The organism is Micromonospora sp. NPDC005237 (assembly GCF_040607775.1).
Lineage (GTDB): Bacteria > Actinomycetota > Actinomycetes > Mycobacteriales > Micromonosporaceae > Micromonospora.
Map to the genome: position 1 here is coordinate 330333 of NZ_JBEXHJ010000002.1, position 15268 is coordinate 345600.

16 protein-coding genes are annotated in these 15268 nt (G+C 72.0%); 10 read left to right on the plus strand and 6 right to left on the minus strand.

Annotation, left to right across the window (positions count from 1 at the left end; genetic code table 11):
* The first annotated feature begins 6 nt into the window (after positions 1-6).
* The 5 genes from ABZT87_RS06435 (at position 7) to ABZT87_RS06455 (ending at position 3565) form a co-directional block, all read left to right on the plus strand.
* The gene (locus tag ABZT87_RS06435) at positions 7-864 is read left to right on the plus strand and encodes a hypothetical protein (protein WP_355134044.1); all 858 of its coding nucleotides are present in this window, start codon (positions 7-9) and stop codon (positions 862-864) included.
* A 72-nt stretch (positions 865-936) separates the two neighbouring features.
* Positions 937-1602: a hypothetical protein gene (locus tag ABZT87_RS06440; RefSeq protein ID WP_355134046.1), complete on the plus strand. Its 666-nt coding sequence runs from the start codon at positions 937-939 to the stop codon at positions 1600-1602.
* 10 nt (positions 1603-1612) lie between these two features.
* Complete coding sequence (locus tag ABZT87_RS06445) at positions 1613-2422, plus strand: SDR family oxidoreductase (RefSeq protein WP_354860233.1); 810 nt, start codon at positions 1613-1615, stop codon at positions 2420-2422.
* Between the two features lie 168 nt (positions 2423-2590).
* Positions 2591-3130, plus strand: a complete 540-nt coding sequence (gene pyrE / locus ABZT87_RS06450) for an orotate phosphoribosyltransferase (protein ID WP_007454251.1) — start codon at positions 2591-2593, stop codon at positions 3128-3130.
* A gap of 57 nt (positions 3131-3187) precedes the next feature.
* Positions 3188-3565, plus strand: a complete 378-nt coding sequence (locus ABZT87_RS06455; RefSeq protein ID WP_007454255.1) for a metalloregulator ArsR/SmtB family transcription factor — start codon at positions 3188-3190, stop codon at positions 3563-3565.
* Between the two features lie 169 nt (positions 3566-3734).
* On the opposite strand, the gene ABZT87_RS06460 is transcribed toward ABZT87_RS06455, so the two are convergent.
* Entirely contained in the window at positions 3735-4556 is an 822-nt protein-coding gene (locus tag ABZT87_RS06460) for a DedA family protein (protein WP_354860239.1), read from the minus strand.
* A gap of 120 nt (positions 4557-4676) precedes the next feature.
* A complete protein-coding gene (locus ABZT87_RS06465) occupies positions 4677-6239 on the minus strand; it encodes an LPXTG cell wall anchor domain-containing protein (protein ID WP_355134048.1) in 1563 nt (520 codons plus the stop codon).
* Positions 6240-6420: 181 nt separating this feature from the next.
* Between ABZT87_RS06465 and ABZT87_RS06470 the strand changes: the two genes are divergently transcribed.
* Both ABZT87_RS06470 and ABZT87_RS06475 read left to right on the plus strand, forming a co-directional pair.
* A complete protein-coding gene (locus ABZT87_RS06470; protein ID WP_354860244.1) occupies positions 6421-6906 on the plus strand; it encodes a SigE family RNA polymerase sigma factor in 486 nt (161 codons plus the stop codon).
* Entirely contained in the window at positions 6903-7967 is a 1065-nt protein-coding gene (locus ABZT87_RS06475; protein ID WP_355134050.1) for an LCP family protein, read from the plus strand. The genes ABZT87_RS06470 and ABZT87_RS06475 overlap by 4 nt, the downstream gene beginning before the upstream one ends.
* A 4-nt stretch (positions 7968-7971) precedes the next feature.
* Here the strand turns inward: ABZT87_RS06475 and ABZT87_RS06480 are convergent, their stop codons facing one another.
* Positions 7972-8184 (minus strand): hypothetical protein, encoded by a 213-nt coding sequence (locus ABZT87_RS06480; RefSeq protein ID WP_234583131.1) that lies wholly within the window; start codon positions 8182-8184, stop codon positions 7972-7974.
* A gap of 122 nt (positions 8185-8306) precedes the next feature.
* Here ABZT87_RS06480 and ABZT87_RS06485 point away from each other — a divergent pair, with 122 nt between their 5' ends.
* Positions 8307-8690 carry a phage holin family protein gene (locus ABZT87_RS06485; RefSeq protein WP_354860252.1) on the plus strand — a complete coding sequence of 128 codons (384 nt, stop codon included), beginning with the start codon at positions 8307-8309 and terminating at the stop codon, positions 8688-8690.
* Between the two features lie 135 nt (positions 8691-8825).
* Positions 8826-9851 (plus strand): class II fructose-bisphosphate aldolase, encoded by a 1026-nt coding sequence (gene fbaA / locus ABZT87_RS06490; protein WP_355134053.1) that lies wholly within the window; start codon positions 8826-8828, stop codon positions 9849-9851.
* A gap of 49 nt (positions 9852-9900) precedes the next feature.
* Here fbaA and ABZT87_RS06495 read toward each other — a convergent pair whose 3' ends face one another.
* A complete protein-coding gene (locus ABZT87_RS06495) occupies positions 9901-11094 on the minus strand; it encodes a hypothetical protein (protein ID WP_355134055.1) in 1194 nt (397 codons plus the stop codon).
* 247 nt (positions 11095-11341) lie between these two features.
* Here ABZT87_RS06495 and ABZT87_RS06500 point away from each other — a divergent pair, with 247 nt between their 5' ends.
* The gene (locus ABZT87_RS06500) at positions 11342-11770 is read left to right on the plus strand and encodes a DUF3151 domain-containing protein (protein ID WP_354860259.1); all 429 of its coding nucleotides are present in this window, start codon (positions 11342-11344) and stop codon (positions 11768-11770) included.
* A gap of 46 nt (positions 11771-11816) precedes the next feature.
* On the opposite strand, the gene ABZT87_RS06505 is transcribed toward ABZT87_RS06500, so the two are convergent.
* Positions 11817-14135 (minus strand): chromosome partitioning protein, encoded by a 2319-nt coding sequence (locus ABZT87_RS06505; protein ID WP_355134057.1) that lies wholly within the window; start codon positions 14133-14135, stop codon positions 11817-11819.
* A gap of 71 nt (positions 14136-14206) precedes the next feature.
* Positions 14207-15268: a hypothetical protein gene (locus ABZT87_RS06510; RefSeq protein ID WP_355134059.1), complete on the minus strand. Its 1062-nt coding sequence runs from the start codon at positions 15266-15268 to the stop codon at positions 14207-14209.

The following is a 15268-nucleotide window of genomic DNA, read 5'->3' on the forward strand; positions in this document are numbered from 1 at the left end:
AGAATCGTGGTCGAATCCCAGAGCACGCCGGCCCGCCAGCGGCCATCCACCGTGACGATTTCCAGCTACCTGCTCTTCCTGTTCCTGGCGTGCCAGGTGATCAGTCTCATCCTCACCCTCTCCACCATCGGCAAGACCCGCGACGTGCTCCGCGACGCCTACTCGAGCAGTACCGCCGAGGGCGCGGACCAGGTGGCGAACTTCGTCTTCGCGTTCGCCCTCGGCGCCGGCATCCTCGTGCTCCTGCTCGCGGTCGTGCTGGCCGTGCTGGCCATCTTCAACAACCGGGGTAGCAACGGTTCGCGCATCACCACCTGGATCGTCGGCGGCATCATGGTCTGCTGCACGGGTGGCACCGTGCTCAACGGCGTGGGCGGCGGCTTCACCACCGGTGGGAACAGCGGCGGCGACATGCCGAGCAGCGAGGAGGTCCAGCGCCGTCTCGAGGAGGCGCTGCCGTCCTGGATCGCCCCGGTCACCATCACGCTCGGCGTGATCAGCCTGCTCGCGCTGCTGGCGGCGCTCATCCTGCTGGCACTGCCCAAGTCGAACGAGTTCTTCCGCAAGCCCGCCGCGGCCTGGGAGCCCCCGACCCCCGGCACCAGCTACCCGGGCTACCCGCAGGCGTCCGGCCAGCCCGGTTACCCGCAGGCTCCCGGCCAGCCGGGCTACCCGTCCAGCGGCGAGCCGAGTTACCCGTCGAGTGGTGAGCCGGGCTACCCGTCGACGCCGGGCCAGGCACCCGGGTGGGAGCAGCCGGGCACCCCGCCGTCCGCGCCGCCGTCGGGCCCGTCCGGCACCGACCGGCCGGACGACACGCCGCCTGCGGACCGCCCCGGACCGACCCCGCCGTCGACCAGTTGACCGCTGGATAAGCACGACGCCGACGATCCCTCCGAGTAGGTTGCAACCCGACGCCTACCGGAGGGATCCGTCGTGTCGTACCCCGAATCGGCACCGCCCCGCCGGCCCGCCGTGGTCCTGGCGGCCTCGGCCGTGCTGCTGGTGATGGCGGTGGGCGCGCTCGCGTACGCCGTCGTCGACCTGGCGGTGCTGGGCCGGACCGTGGACGCGTTCCGGGCTGCCGCTCGGGACACCTCGGCGAGCCCGCAGCAGATCGACGACGTGGTGACCCTGCTGCGGGCGTCGGCGGTGCTGACCGCGGTGGTGGCGGCCCTCTCCGTGCCCGTGCTCGCCGGCCTGGCCCTCGGGCTGCTGACGGGTCGGCGTGGCGCGCGGGTGGCCACCTGGGTGGTCTGTGGGCTCGGCCTGCTCGCGGGCTGCTGCAGCGTGGCGGTGCTCGTCGGCGAGCGGGCCGCGCCGCTGCGGCTGGGCGCCGACGAGCGGGCCACCGCCGAGCTGCTCGGCCTGATCTCGGACGCGTACCCGTCCTGGTGGATCCCGCTCAACGCCGGGCTTTCGGTCGGGCAGGCCCTCGGTTACCTTGTGGTAGCAACGCTGCTGACCCTGCCGGCGGCGAACGCCTGGTTCGGTCGACACCGCCCCACGTCACCCACCGCGCCGTCCGCCCCACCCGCGTTTCCGCCCGCACCGCACCAGCCCCCGCCGGCGTCCGCCGTGCCCCCGTACCCGCCCAGGTGAGGACCCGCCCGTGACGCTCGATCCCACGACCACCGAGCGACGGGCCCTGATCACCGGCGCCACCGCCGGCATCGGCGCGGCGTTCGCCCGACGCCTGGCGGCCGACGGCTGGCATCTGGTGCTGGTCGCCCGGGATGCTGACCGACTGGGCGAGATGGCCGCCGAGCTGGGCTCCCGGCACGGCCGTGCCGTGGAGACGTTGTCGGCGGACCTGTCCACCGACGACGGCTGCGCGACCGTCGAGCAGCGGCTGACGTCCGACAGCCCTGTCCACCTGCTCGTCAACAACGCCGGCATCAGCCTGAACAAGCCGTTCCTGCGCTCCACAGCGGAGGACGAGGCACGGCTGCTCCGGCTCAACGTGCACGCCGTCATGCGACTGACCCTGGCGGCGCTTCGGCCGATGACCGAACGGCGCGACGGGGCAGTGATAAATGTCTCTTCGGTTGCAGGGTTTGGCGCGGTGATGCCCGGATCGACCTACTCGGCCAGCAAGGCGTGGGTCACCAATTTCAGCGAGTCCGTCGGCCAGTCGGCACGCCCATTCGGTGTCCGGGTGATGGCTCTCTGCCCCGGCTACACCCGCACCGAATTCCACGAACGGGCCGGCATCAACATGTCGAAGACGCCGGAGTGGCTGTGGCTGCGAGCCGAGGATGTCGTCGACGAAGCCCTACGTGACCTGCGGAAAGGCAAGTTGGTAAGCATCCCCGCCTGGAAGTACAAGGTGGCGGTCGCCGGTCTGCGACACGCGCCGATCCGGCTGCTCCAGGCGGTCGCCCGCGACACCCGCAGCCGGATCGGTCGCGACGAGAACTGAGCCGTCGGTGCCCGCTCGCGCCGAAAGCTCCGTCGTCGGGCGTTGGCGCACCGCCTCCGGGTCGGTCGCTGAGCGTAGTCGAACATCGCCAACCGTCGGTTCCTCGCGGGGCTGATCAGGGAGGGCCGTGCACACGCCGTTCAGACTTGCGCAGTAACCTCTATCGCCATGGGGGACCACGACGACCTGCGTAAATTCATTACCGACCTGGCTGTGGTCCACGGACGGGTCGTGCTCTCCTCGGGGCGCGAGGCAGACTGGTACGTCGATCTCCGGCGTGTCACGCTCCATCACCAGGCCGCTCCGTTGGTCGGTCGGGCGCTGCTCGATCTCACCGCCGACTGGGAGTACGAGGCCGTCGGTGGGCTCACCCTGGGCGCGGACCCTGTCGCGCTCTCGATGCTGCACGCCGCCGCTCCGACCGGCCGCGCACTCGACGCCTTTGTGGTGCGGAAGGCGGGCAAGGCGCACGGTCTGCAGCGACGGATCGAGGGACCGGAGGTGGCCGGCCGCCGTGTGTTGGCGGTGGAGGACACGTCCACAACGGGCGGAAGTGTGTTGACCGCTGTCGAGGCGCTTCGTGAGGCCGGAGCCGAAGTCGTGGGCGTGGCGGTTATTGTTGATCGAGGCGCCGGCGACGCGGTGCGAGCCGCCGGATTGCCGTACAGGGCGGCCTATACGTTGGCTGACCTCGGCCTTGTGGCGTAAAAGTTTGCCGATTCGGATCTGCTGATATGCAGGCGGATCGATGCTGCTGGTGGAAGGATGGAATACGTGGGAACTGCGTTGGCCGAAATGACAATGCCTCAGATCTCGCCGCTTGCCGGTGAGCCGATCGAACGTGCCGATGCCGAGCGTCTCGCGGGGGTCCTCAAGGCCCTTGCGGATCCCGCCCGGTTGCGGCTGCTCAGCCTGATCCAGTCGGCCCCCGAGGGCGAGGCGTGCGTCTGTGACTTGACCGCGCCGCTCGGCCTCTCTCAGCCGACGGTCAGTCACCACCTGCGTATCCTCACCGAGGCCGGCTTGCTGGAGCGGGAGAAGCGCGGTGTCTGGGCGTACTACCGGCTGGTCCCGAGTGCGATCGCGACGATCGCCGACCTGCTGACCCCGCCGCGTAAGCGGGCCACCAAGAAGGCCCGCTGACATAGGCGCTGCGCACCGTCCCATGCCGGGGCGGTGTCCGGTGGCGAACCAGGGGTGGCGCCACCGGTAGGTGATACCTGCTCGTCCTCGGCCGCACCGCCGGAGGGCGGGCCTGACATGCCGACGGCCGACCCCCTCACCAGGGGGCCGGCCGTCGTCGTATCTCGGATCAGCGCTCCTGGCCGTGCCCCGGGTGCCGACGGTCGTGCGGGTGCTCGTCGTGGTCGAACTTCTCGCGTACCGCGTCGACCGCGCCCGCGGCGCTGGCCGCTGCGACCACCGCGACCGCCTCGCCGCGCTTGCGCGCCCGCCGGTCACGCAGGAACTCGAAGAAGATCGGCAGCACCGAGATCAGGATGATCAGGGCGACCACCGGCAGGATGTAGTGGTCGATCTTGTCGCCGATGGCCTTGTAGATCCGGTCGGCCAGCAGATAGCCGATCAGCAGGATGCCGTCCACCCAGAGCACCGCGCCGACGATGTTCCACATCAGGAACTGCCGAGCCGGCATGCCCAGCGCCCCGGCGACCGGGTTGAGGAACGTCCGCACGATCGGGATGAAGCGCGCCAGCACCACGGCCTTCGCCGGGCCGAACTTCTGGAAGTAGTACTCGGCCTTCTCGACGTACTCCTTCTTGAAGAGCCGCGAGTTGGGCCGCTCGAACATCCGCCGGCCGTACCGCGCGCCGAGCCAGTGCCCCAACTGGGCGCCGAGGATCGCGCAGATCGGCCCGCCGATCAGCAGACCGGCCAGCGAGAGCCGGGTGCCGTCACCGAAGATGGCGTCCGCCACCGGCGAGGCTGCCACGCCCGCGAGGAACAGCAGCGAGTCGCCGGGGAAGAAGAAGCCCACCAGCAGGCCGGTCTCGGCGAAGAGGATCACCCAGACGCCGACCAGCCCGAAGGTCTGCAACAGGTCCTTGGGATCGAGCGGGTTCAGGGCGACGCTCTCCGTGAGAGCACGGGTCTTCTCAGCTGTGTCCACGGCCACAAAGGGTACCGAAGCCCGGTGCCCGCACCGCGCCGGACCGGGCCCTACCACCCGCTGGCCGTAAACGACGGTGCCCCGCCGACCTGTGTGGTCGGCGGGGCACCGGTGGTGCGGGGTTGATCAGGCGACGAAGCGGGTCCGGCGGCGCTTGGCCACCAGGTAGCCGCCGACGCCCGCGGCGAGCAGCAGAGCGCCGATGCCGGCGATCAGGCCGGTCGACTGGCCGGTGATCGGCAGCGCGCCACCGTCATCCTCGCCGCCGCCCTGACCGCTGGCCGCGTTCACCAGGATCTTGGCGGTGTCGTTGGCCGGCTTCAGGTCCTCGTAGAAGCCGCCCTCGCACTCGCACGGCACGTTGACCTTGACCATGCCGGTGGCGTTGGCGATGACCTTGTCGATCCGGAACTTGAACTCGCCGGTCAGCTCCTCGCCGGCCGGGGCGAACGGACCGGGGTAGCAGCGGTAGGCGGCGGCACCCGGGGTGCCCGCCTCGTCCCACTCGGCGTCGTTGCCGGTCCGCGGTGCGCACTCGAACGGCACCTCGACGGCGGTGGTGCCCTTCGGGACCGTCACGTCGACGTAGGTCACGTCGGAGCCACTGCGGAAGTGGTCCAGCGTCGCCGGACCGTTGTTGCGGAAGCCGAGCGGGGCGGTCACCACCGCGCCCTTCTTGCCGGTGAGCGTGGCGCCGATGGCCTCCAGGTCAGCCCCGTTCTTGCCGGTGACCTGCACATTTACTGCGCCCCAGTTGTTGGACGGGTCGACGTCCGTCTGGAGGGCGCGGGCATTGCGCTTGCCGGGCATCGGGGCCAGTTCCAGGGTCTTGCCGGTGCCTTGGCGCGCTGCCGCGACGCCGGCCTCCCTGCGCGCACTGTTGAGTGCGTCAAGGTCTCCCGGGACCACCCACCGGACGTTGCTTTCCTGGCTCCCCGGTGCGTAGGTGTCCTTGGCGAGCTCGTAGTTGAAGGTCGCGGTCCTACCCTCGCCCGCCGGAATCTTCTCGTCGAATTCGCAGGCGAGCAGGTAGTCCTCTACATAGAAGCAGTTGTCGAACCGCTCCTTACTGCGGATGCCGTAGTCGGGGTCGAAGATCGCCACGACACCGTCGACAGTCGTCGTGCCGACGTTCTGGACCGAGAAGGGGGCCTTGAACGAGCCGCCCGGCGCCGCCTTCACCTCGACGTTGGGGCCAGCCGCGAGGTCCACGCCTTCGGCGATCCGGATCTGGGAGGTGGAGTCCGCAACCTCCTTGCCGCCAGCCCGGAGGCTGATCTTCAGCTCGCCGGTGTCCCCCGCGGCTGCCTTGTCGGTAGGGGCGATAACGACCCTCGACGGGAACCCGCCGAATTCCTCATCGACGACGAGCGGGGAATGTTCGATGCAGACCAACACCGCGTCGCCGTCGGCGGAACAGTCGTTGCCGGTGTCACCGGCCAAGGTGACCTTGCCGGCCAGCGAGCGGTAGTCGTAGCGGACGGTGACCTCGTTGAGCACGGCCGGCTCGGAGCCGAGCACGGTCGCTCCACGAACGACCCCGGCGGAGCCGGGGGCGACGGTGACGTTCTCGAAGAACATGTAGAACTCGGCCGCGGGCTCGGCGAGGGCCGGACTGGCGGAGGCGGCGACGAACGCGCCTGCGACGCCCAGGCCGGCGAGCCAGCGCCGGGTGGAGTGGGTGAGCATGAGGGGGATTCCTCCAAGTGGGGGATTCAGGTGCAGCCTGCGGATCTTAAGGAATCGCTAAGGTTCAGCGCCGCCCCTGATCACCGCCTGGTCGGCAAGACGAACCGAAAGGTTGATCACCGTCACCGCAACGTTCCACCGGCCCGCTCCCGTCATCTGAGGCAGGACCCCGGGAGGTGCAGTGACGTACGAGGAGTTCGCGGACACGCGACTTGCCCCGCTGCTGCGGTACGCGGTGATGCTCACCGGCGATCCGCACCAGGCGCAGGATCTGGTGCAGGAGACGATGGTCCGGGTCCAGCTGAACTGGCGGCGGGTCGTCCGCGCGGACTCACCCGAGCGGTACGTGCGCCGGATGCTCACCAACCAGTACGTCGACTGGAAGCGCGGCTCGTGGATGCGCCGGGTGCTGCTGCGCGGGGAGCCCGACGAGTCCCTGCCGGCGTCGGCCGACCACGCCCAGTCCGCCGTGGACCGGGACCAGATCTGGACCTGGCTGTCCCGGCTGCCACGCCGGCAGCGCGCCACCCTCGTGCTGCGCTACTACGAAGACCTACCCGACGCCGAGATCGCCGACATTCTCGGCTGCGCCGTCGGGACCGTACGTTCGTCCATCTCCCGGGCCCTGGCCACGCTCCGGGCCGAGTATGTGGAGGTTCGCTCATGATCGAGGATGACCTGCGGGCCGCCTTCGCCCGGCACGAGCCGCTGACCCCGCCGACCGGCCCGCTGCGCGCCGCCATCGACCGGCTGGCGATCGGCCGACGTCGGCGCCGACGCCGCTGGCAAGCCGGTGGCATCGCGCTGGCCCTGCTCGGGGTGCTGGGGCTCGGGGTGCCCCTGCTGACCCCGGAGCGCGCGGGGCCGCCGCCGACCGCCGAGCTGCTCGGTGAGTCGGGTCGGCCGACACCGACCGGCGCGCTGAACATTCTGCTGCTCGGCATCGACGGCGACGGCCGGACGGCGGCACGCGCGGACGCGGTCCTGTTGGTGCACATCCCGGCCGACCGCAGTCGCCCCTACCTGGTGTCGCTGCCACGTGACCTGGGGGTGCCGATTCCGGGCCAGGGGACCGACAAGCTGAACGCCGCGTTCCCGTTCGGCGCCGGGTTCACCCGCCCCGAGCTGACCAAGGGGTACGAACTGACTCGGCGTACGGTGGCCGAGCTGACCGGGGTCCGGGTGGACGCTGGCGTGGTGCTGACGTACCGCGCGGTGCGCTCGCTGACCGACGCCCTTGGCGGGGTGCCGGCCTGCCTGCCCGAGCGGGTGCGCTCCGTCCACACGAAGCGGGTCTTCCCGGCCGGCTGCCAACGTCTCGACGGCGCCGCGTCGGTCGACCTGCTCCGCCAGCGCTACGGTCTGCCCGAGGGGAGCCAGGACCGGGACCGCAACGCCCGGCTCTTCGCCGCCGGGCTGGTCCGCCAGACCACCGAGCAGGGCGTGCTCACCGATCCGGTACGCCTCGCCAAGCTGCTGACCACCGTCGGCCCGGACCTCGTCGTGTCACCCGACCGGGCCGCCATGCTGGACCTGCTGCGGCTCGCCTCCACGCTGCGATCGGTGGAGCCGGTCGGGATCGGCCTGCCGGTCGTCTGGCCGACCGGGAAGGACCGCTACCTGCGTACCGACCCGAGGCTCGCGCCGGAGTTCCTGACCGCGCTGCGGGAGGACCGGCTCGGCGACTGGACGGCCCGCCACCCGAAGCTGGTCGACGAAGCTCGTTGAGCCGTCAGCGGTAGTCGTCCTCGTCCCCGGTGACCACCCGGGCCTGCTCCATGGCGTCCCAGTCGTCGACCTCCATGCCGCGCTGCGGCTCGACGTCGACGTGGGCCGGGTCGACCACGGTGGCCTGCTCGACCGCGTCGGCCGGCTCCGCCTCGGGGTCGCGTTCGTCCGCGGCGAGGTGGTCGCCGGGGGTGAAGTCCTCATCGGGCTGACCCATGGTCCCTCCCGGGTTCTCGGGGCACGATTCTCACCACCGTACGGGCTGCGTCGGCGGCGCGCGCGGAAGCCGAGTCGGCGGAATCAACCCATGATGGCGCGAGCCGATGCCAGGATGGTGCCGTGGGCTTCCTCATCCGACTGGCGATCACCGCGGTCGCGTTGTGGGTGACCACGCTGATCGTGCCCGGCGTCGACGTGCACGGCCGTTCGGGTGGCAACACCGTGCTCACGCTGATCGTGGTGGCGCTCATCTTCGGCGTGATCAACGCGGTGCTCAAGCCGATCATCCGGGTGGTCGGCTGCGTGTTCTACCTGCTGACCCTGGGCCTGTTTGCGCTGGTGGTCAACGCGCTGCTCTTCCTGCTCACCGACCGGATCGCCCGCGGGCTCGACCTGCCGTTCCAGGTGGACGGCTTCTGGGCGGCGTTCTGGGGAGCGATCGTGATGACAGTGGTCACCTGGCTGATCAGCGTCATCGTGCCGGACCGTCTGGACACCCGGTGAGCGGCTGACACCCCCTCGGTTGGTCCTGCGCACCACACCTGCGGGATACTGCCGGGCGGAGGACAGCGCGGTCCGGCGCACAAGTGAACAACAGCGGCCAGCACGGCCGAGAGTGGTAAGTAAGGAGCGCATCACATGCCCATCGCTTCCCCCGAGGCCTACGCGGAGATGCTGGACCGCGCCAAGGCTGGCCGGTACGCGTACCCCGCGATCAACGTGACCTCCTCCCAGACGCTTAACGCGGCGCTCAAGGGCTTCGCCGACGCGGAGAGCGACGGCATCGTCCAGGTCTCCACCGGTGGTGCCGAGTACCTGTCCGGTCCCTCGATCAAGGACATGGTCACCGGCGCCGTGGCGTTCGCCGCGTACGCGCACGAGGTGGCCAAGAAGTACCCGGTCAACATCGCGCTGCACACCGACCACTGCCCGAAGGACAAGCTGGACAAGTTTGTCCGGCCGCTGATGGCCATCTCGCAGGAGCGGGTGAAGCGCGGCGAGCAGCCGCTGTACCAGTCGCACATGTGGGACGGGTCGGCCGTGCCGGTCGCCGAGAACCTGCAGATCGCCTCCCAGCTCCTCGACGAGGCCGCCAAGGGCAAGATCGTCCTCGAGATCGAGGTCGGTGTCGTCGGTGGCGAGGAGGACGGCGTCGAGAACGCCATCAACGACAAGCTCTACACCACAGTCGAGGACGGCCTGGCCATGGTCGAGGCGCTCGGCCTCGGCGAGAAGGGCCGCTACATGGCGGCGCTGACCTTCGGCAACGTGCACGGCGTCTACAAGCCGGGCAACGTCAAGCTCCGCCCGGAGATCCTGAACCAGATCCAGGAGGCGGTCGGCGCCAAGTACGGCAAGGACAAGCCGCTCAGCCTGGTCTTCCACGGCGGCTCGGGCTCCCTGCTGAGCGAGATCCGCGAGGCTCTGGACTACGGCGTGGTGAAGATGAACATCGACACCGACACGCAGTACGCCTTCACCCGGCCCGTCGCGGACCACATGCTACGCAACTACGACGGCGTGCTGAAGGTCGACGGCGAGGTCGGCAACAAGAAGCAGTACGACCCGCGTACCTGGGGCAAGGCCGCCGAGGCCGGCCTGGCCGCCCGGGTCGTCGAGGCGTGCGAGCACCTGCGCTCCACCGGCACCACGATGGCCAAGTAACGACGTTCCACCGACGGCCGGCTCTCCCTCGGGGAGCCGGCCGTCGTCGTCAGGTCGTCAACAGGCGGACGGCCTCGCGGACGTCGTCGGTGAGGTGGATCGTCGACGACAGGTCACCGAACGGGGAGGCGGCCAGCAGTGGGCGCAGCAGCGCCTCGACCGGCAGCTCACGAGTCCAGTAGTCGCGGTCCAGGAAGATGTACGCGCCGCTGGCGCCGTCGGTGCCGTAGTAGGTCTTGGTGGCCGCCTGGAACACCTCCTGCACCGTGCCCGCCCGTCCCGGCGCGAAGACGATGCCGCCCCGGGCGAGCCGCAGGATGGTGTCCTCCCGGATGGCGTTCGAGAAGTACTTCGCGATTCGCCCCGCGAACAGGTTCGCCGGCTCGTGCCCGTACAGCCAGGTCGGGATGGCCAGCCCTCCGGCCCGCGCCCACCCGGCGTCCCCGGCGCGCTGGCGGGGCACGCCCGCGTACCGCTGCCGGACCGTCAACGCCACGGCCGTGTACCGGTGGTGGTCGGTGAAGTCGGGCGCGGTGGCCAGCAGGTCGATCGCCGCGGTCAGGTCCGCCGCCGGCCGGTCCGCCAGGTACGCGCCGAGGTTCGCCGCCTCCATCACCCCGGGACCACCGCCGGTCACCACCAACCGGTCGGCCCGCGCCAGCTCCCACCCCAGCACGGCCGCCATCCGGTACGCCGCACTGCCGCGCCGCACCGCGTGACCGCCCATGATGCCCACCACCGACTGCGGCCCGTACCCGCCCAGCCAGGCGCGGGTGGCGTCGGCGAGCGCGTTGTCCACGCCATGGTCGTGCAGCCGCTGACCGAGCGCCTCCTTCACGTCCGGCAGCGCGCCCCCGTGCGCCCGGTAGTGCTCGTACACCCGGGTGTCGTACATCCCGGCGAACCCGCCCTCGGCGAACCCGGCGGCCAGGTCGTCCGGGGTGTAGAGGTGCGCCGGCTGGGTCGGGTACGGCAGCCCGGAGAACGGCGGCACCACGTTCGCGCCCCGCCGGACCAGGTCGGCGCCGACCTCCCGGGAGGCGAACCGGCAGCCGACGAAGAGGGTGCCGGTGACCTCGACGCCGGTCAGGTCGGGCACCGGGGCGAGGTCGAGGCGCAGGCCCTGCACGGTCAGCCCGGTCAGGCGGCCGGTGACCAGCTGCCGGTCGAACTCGTCCCGGGTCTGGATCTCGTCGGCGTGCAGGTGCGGCTCGATGACGTCCGTGGGAGGTGGGGTCGGCACCCGGCCATCCTGCCCCTTCGGTGGGGCCTGCCAAACCCCGGGCGGGGTGGAAGCGACAGGAGCCCGGTGGTCGTGGCCACCGGGCTCCTGCGTAACCGGGTCCTGGGGAGGCTCCGGACCATTAGTTGTAATGGAAAACACCTGGCGGCGGCATAGGCCGCAGGCGTGATGAACTCCTCAGCCGTTCAGCGGAACGTGTCGGCCGACCCGCTCGCGTGTCGCCCTGTCCAGCGGGTTGAATGGGGCGATGCAGAACCTTTTGCCGGAGCCACCGGCCACCCTCCTGCCCGCGAACGACGAGGCCGACGCCGCCCTGGCCGCCGCCCAGGAGGCCGGCACCGATGAGGCGTTCGCCGAGGTGGCGGCCCGCTTCCCGACCTACAGCGCCGCCTGGGCGGAGCTCGCGGCCCGGGCGTTCGCGGCCGGTGCGGTGGTGACGGCGTACGCGTACGCCCGCACCGGCTACCACCGTGGCCTGGACCAGCTCCGCCGCAACGGCTGGAAGGGCCACGGGCCCGTGCCGTGGTCGCACGAGCCCAACCGGGGCTTCCTCCGCTGCCTGTACCTGCTCTCCCGGGCCGCCGACGAGATCGGCGAGGCCGACGAGGCGGCCCGCTGCGCCCAGTTCCTGCGCGACTGCGACCCGGCCGCGGCGGACGCGCTGGCCAGCAACTGACACCGCCGTCGAAGGCCGGCCCGGAGTCGGGCCGGCCTTCGACTGGCTACAACCCTTCCGCGACCGCGGCGGCGATCTTCAACCAGGCGTCGCGGGTGGCCGAGGAGAGCGCGCCGTACCGGATCGGCTCGCCGCTGTCGATGAGTCGCTCGTACGGCGCCAGCAGCACCGCCCTGGTTCGGGCAGCGAAGTGCTCCTGGATGGCCGGAAGGTCGATCTCCTTGCGCGACGGCGGCATCGACACCACCGTCACCGCCTGCCGGACCAGCCGCTGCCGGCCGCTCTGCTCCAGGTGGTCGAGCATCCGGGCGGCCGTCTCCGCCGAGTCGTTACGGGCCGACATGGTGACCACGAGCTGGTCGGTGGCGTCCATCGACGCCTGCCAGTTCTGCGCCCGCACGTTGTTCCCGGTGTCCACGAAGATCAGCTTGTAGAACCGGCTGACCACCTCGCGGATCTCGGCGAACGCGGCAGCGGTCAGCATCTCGCCACCGGTCGCCGACTCGTCCGAGGCCAGGACGTCGAACATTCCCTCGCCCTGCGAGCGGACGTACTGCGACAGGTCACCGACCCGACCGTGCGCGCCCTGGAACTGCCCGAGGTCGCGCAGCATGTCCCGCACCGTGCGGGAGTGGAAGTCCTGCTGGGCCCGCATGCCGAGCGTGCCCTGGGTCTCGTTGTTGTCCCAGGCCAGCACGTAGCCGCCACGCTTCTGCCCGAACGTCATGGCCAGCAGCAGGATGGCCACCGTCTTGCCGGCGCCGCCCTTCGGGTTGACCACGGTCACCTGCCGCAGTCCGCCGAAGTTGCGGCGCACCATCTCGATGTCCCGCTTGAGCTCCTGCTCGTGCCGCCCCGGCGAGAGCCGGAGCAGACCCATCTTGTTGACCACCGCGCGTACGCCCATGGTCGCCACCGGGTCGGCGGGCCGTACCTGCCGGCGGCGGGCGAAGTCCTCGGCCGTCGGCGCGGCCGTGGTCTCCGGAGTCCAGGTGGCGTCCGGGTAACCGGTGGCCGGCACCCGCGCCACCGGGTCGGTCTCCTGGTACTGCTGAGGCGGTGCCGGTGGAACCGCGGCCGCGCCCTGCTGCCAGGGCGGCGGATACCAGCCCGGCGACGGCGGGAACGGCCCCGGCGGCGGGGTCGCCACCGCGCCCTGCTGCGGCGGCTCGACCGGTGCCGGGCCGGCCTGGCCGGGAATCGTCGGCGAGTACGTCTGACCGGCGTAGGTCTGGCCGGCGTACGTCTGCCCCGCTCCGGTGCCCTGGTCGACGGCGGGCGGTGGCGGTGGGACGGGCGGCGCGGGAATCGGCGGCGGCGCGACGGTGGCCTGGTCCTCGGCCGACGGGGGCGGGCTGGCCGGCCGCTGCGGCGGATACGCCCAGGGCGACTCGGTTGCCGGCCGTGCCGCCCCGACGGCAGGGCCGTCCTCCCCGGCACCGGCTGCTCCGCCAGCCTGCGGCACCGGCACCGGCACCGCCGCTGCCGGGCCTGCGATGCTCGGACCTGCGGTGGTCGGGCCTGCGGTGGTCGGCCCTGCGGTGGTCGGGCCTGCCGTGCTGGGATCTGCCGTCACCGGACCTGTGGCGGGCGGGCCTGCCGGGGTCGGTCGGTCGGTGGGCGTGGCTGCTGCCGCCGGGCGGTCCAGGGAGAACGGCAGGTCCAGGTCGACGCCGCCCGACGCGACCGGCGGGTCGGTGACCGGACCTGGGACAGGCTCGTCGGCCGGCGCCGCTCCGGGTGCGGTGCCCGTCGCCCCGGTTGCGGTGCCCGTCGCTAAGGCTGGGGTGCCCGTCGCTCCGGCTGGGGTGGCCCCCGACAGCGTGCCGGTGGCCGGAGTGCCGGAGGTCGGCGGCGACGTGTCAGCACCTGGCCCGACGAGAGCACCCACGGCCGGCGGAACCGGTGCAGTCGACGGAACGGGTGGTGCGGGCGGAGTGGCCGGCGCCGGTGGCGCGGGCGGCGTCGGTGGAGTGGCCGGCGCGTCGGCCGGCGGCCAGCTCGGCTGCGCCGGTGCCCAGCCCGTACCCGCCCCGCTCGGGCCGGTGGCCCCCCAGCCGCTCGGCGGCGGCACCGCCCCGGTCAGGGACGGGTAGTCCGACGGAGACGGCGGCGGCAGGGCTGCGGCGCCCGGCTGCCCGGGAACCGGCGGACGGCCGGTCGGCGGCGCGGTCACCGGCGGCGTGACGGCCGACGACGGCGCGGACGGCGGTGGGCCGTCCCGCCGCTCGGCGACCGCCGCCCACGGCGGCACCACGTCACCCGCGCCCCGCTCGGCCGGATCCGGCGGCCAGAGTGGTTCGATGTCCCGCTCCGGCACCGGCTGCTGGCCGGGCACCTGCGCCCGGTCGGCGTTCTTGTCCATTACGGTTCCTCCCCAGTCCTCCTGCGAGGATAGGCCCACCGGCCGATCGGGGCCGATCGGCGCAGTCGGGGTCAGACCACCCAGACCGCCCAGGCACCCGGTTCGATCCACCAGGAGCGCTTGCGGGTCAGCTCACCCTCGACGCCATCGTCGAGGTAGGGCACCTTTCCCTCCCGGGGCAGCACCGACACGGCCCGTCCCCGGGCCCGCCGCACCTCCAGGCGTACCCGCTTGCGTCCCAAGGCCGAGCGGACGACCACCGGGACGGCCACCGCTACCTCGACCTGGCCGTCGGCCGGGTCCGGCGCGGCCAGCAGCGTCACGTCGTCGAGCGACGCGTACCCGCCGGCATTTCCGATCGCGCAGGCCAGCAGCGGTTCGTCGCCGTCGGTGAGGATGGAGTCGTCCACCTCCACCCGGGCCCGCCAGTGCAGCGGGCGGCCCGCGTCATCGGCGGCGCCGAGCAGAGCGCCGTCCAGGGTCACCGAGCCGCCGTCGTTGCGCAGCAGGTCCAGCCGGCGTGGCGTGCCGTCCAACACGGCGGCGGCCACGGCCGCCGGGTCGCGGGGCAGCCCGAGCTGCGCGGCCAGGTCCCGGTGGGTGCCGCCGCGCGCTGGGTCGAGAGGGAGTACGGCGACCGGCGGCAGGTCGGGCAGGGTCCGGTCACCACGCAGGTCAGCCGGACGGCGGCTCGGCGGTGGGGCGTACCGCCGGACGAGCCGGCGCAGCACGGCGCGCAACTGCGCGTCGCTCGCCGTGGCGACGACCAGCCGGGTCTTGCCGTCCGAATCCGGCCAGGTGAGACCGTCCGGGCGGGCCGGACCGTCGAGCTGGGCCAACACCGCGTCGATCTCCGCGTCCGAGCGGGCGGTGACCGTCTGCACCCGGGCGCCCCGGGCGGTCAGGGCGTCGGCGCAGGCCAGCACCGGCACCCGGGGCCGGTCGGTGGCGCACCGGTCGGCGTCACCCGGCGTCCCGCCAGGGTCGGTGCCGGCGTCGGTCGCCGTGCCAGCGTCAGCCCCCTTGACGGCGGTGTCGGTTCCGGTCGCGCCGCCGCAGCAGGCCCCGCCGCTGCCGCAGCCCCCGGGAGCGTCGCGCTCCGATGAGAGGGTGAGCAGCACCACGTCGTACAC

Coding starts and splice junctions, on each gene's coding strand:
- pyrE (WP_007454251.1), top strand. CDS start 2,591: ATGGGGGACCACGACGACCTGCGTAAATTCATTACCGACCTGGCTGTG.
- ABZT87_RS06455 (WP_007454255.1), top strand. CDS start 3,188: ATGGAATACGTGGGAACTGCGTTGGCCGAAATGACAATGCCTCAGATC.
- ABZT87_RS06465 (WP_355134048.1), bottom strand. CDS start 6,239: ATGCTCACCCACTCCACCCGGCGCTGGCTCGCCGGCCTGGGCGTCGCA.
- ABZT87_RS06475 (WP_355134050.1), top strand. CDS start 6,903: ATGATCGAGGATGACCTGCGGGCCGCCTTCGCCCGGCACGAGCCGCTG.
- ABZT87_RS06480 (WP_234583131.1), bottom strand. CDS start 8,184: ATGGGTCAGCCCGATGAGGACTTCACCCCCGGCGACCACCTCGCCGCG.
- fbaA (WP_355134053.1), top strand. CDS start 8,826: ATGCCCATCGCTTCCCCCGAGGCCTACGCGGAGATGCTGGACCGCGCC.
- ABZT87_RS06500 (WP_354860259.1), top strand. CDS start 11,342: ATGCAGAACCTTTTGCCGGAGCCACCGGCCACCCTCCTGCCCGCGAAC.
- ABZT87_RS06505 (WP_355134057.1), bottom strand. CDS start 14,135: ATGGACAAGAACGCCGACCGGGCGCAGGTGCCCGGCCAGCAGCCGGTG.